This window comes from Bacillus sp. 7884-1 (genome assembly GCF_002272245.1).
Lineage (GTDB): Bacteria > Bacillota > Bacilli > Bacillales > Cytobacillaceae > Neobacillus.
The window spans coordinates 1-1,189 of the sequence record NZ_NPDD01000143.1; the positions used below are offsets into that span (position 1 = coordinate 1).

2 protein-coding genes are annotated in these 1,189 nt (G+C 36.8%); one reads left to right on the forward strand and one right to left on the reverse strand.

All coding sequences use genetic code 11. The features are described from left to right. Positions 1-105: 105 nt before the first annotated feature. Positions 106-285 carry a YjzC family protein gene (locus tag CHI06_RS16880; RefSeq protein WP_095249796.1) on the reverse strand — a complete coding sequence of 60 codons (180 nt, stop codon included), beginning with the start codon at positions 283-285 and terminating at the stop codon, positions 106-108. A 186-nt stretch (positions 286-471) separates the two neighbouring features. Here CHI06_RS16880 and CHI06_RS16885 point away from each other — a divergent pair, with 186 nt between their 5' ends. Further along, on the forward strand, positions 472-1,164 hold the full coding sequence (locus CHI06_RS16885; protein WP_095249797.1) for a Crp/Fnr family transcriptional regulator: 693 nt from the start codon (positions 472-474) through the stop codon (positions 1,162-1,164). Positions 1,165-1,189: the final 25 nt, after the last annotated feature.

Genomic DNA, 1,189 nt, shown 5'->3' on the forward strand with positions numbered 1-1,189 from the left:
CGGGGTCTCCCCTGTCCCGTCCTCCTGCAGGAGTCTCGCGCCTTCCACACAAATCACCAGTGTTCTAAGATCAACATTTACCTTTAACACACCCATTCGTTTAGTTTAAGGTTTACGCTGGTAAGTCCAAACACGGTCGTCATTTGATGTTTCTGGAAACCTGTCTCCTGCTTTAAGCTTTATCATCTTAGGTTTATTGACATTATCTCCTGTGTCACCCACTTCTAAATATACGCCATTATTAGGTGCTTTTTTTCCTGATTTAAACTGTCGGTTTTGACCCATTTTTGTCCCTCCTTTTCATGTACATCTTTATTATTTCCATTTAATCCAGGGTCATTAAAGGAATTATTATGTAATGTACAGCTAATTTTTGACGATTGTATGATCTTATGCCACAATCATTGATATATAAGCTTAGTTTTCAATATAATTATAGTATTATCTACCCCTTTAAAGGTGGTTATTCTTATGCAGTCAATAAAAGAAATTCCTGTAAAGTTAACACAACTGTTTGATACGGTTCACCATATGAAGAAAATTGAAAAAGGCACTTTTCTGTTCCAGGAAGGTTCCACAGCAAATGAATTATATATCGTTCAAAGTGGAATCATTCAAATCAGCAAGATTATCCCTGATGGGCGCGAACTTACACTAAGAATGTGTTCAAGAGGAGACTTTATTGGAGAACTTGATTTATTTTCTCCTGCACCAAAGTATTTATTAAGTGCACGCGTTGCTGAAAGCGGCGAAGTAGCTGTTATTATGAAGGATGTTCTTGAGGCGAAGCTTGCAAACAACAATGCTCTCTCGCTTGAATTTATGAAATGGATGAGTATGCAGTATCGGAAAACGCAGACCAGATTTAGAGACCTTTTCCTGCATGGCAAAAAAGGAGCGTTATATTCGACACTCATTCGAATTACTAATAGTTATGGCATAAAAACCAATCAAGAAATCTTAATTGAACTTCCATTAACCAATCAAGAATTGGCTAATTTTTGTGGAACATCACGGGAAGTAGTCAATCGATTACTAGGTGATTTAAGAAAAGCAGGCATCATTTCAATCGATAAAGGGTCCATTACCATTCATGATTTGGATTATCTAAAAAATGAAATTGATTGTGAGGACTGTTCTACGGAAATTTGTAAAATAGATTAAAAAGAAAAGCGCAGGTGCCTTGGTC

Coding starts and splice junctions, on each gene's coding strand:
- CHI06_RS16885 (WP_095249797.1), top strand. CDS start 472: ATGCAGTCAATAAAAGAAATTCCTGTAAAGTTAACACAACTGTTTGAT.
- CHI06_RS16880 (WP_095249796.1), bottom strand. CDS start 285: ATGGGTCAAAACCGACAGTTTAAATCAGGAAAAAAAGCACCTAATAAT.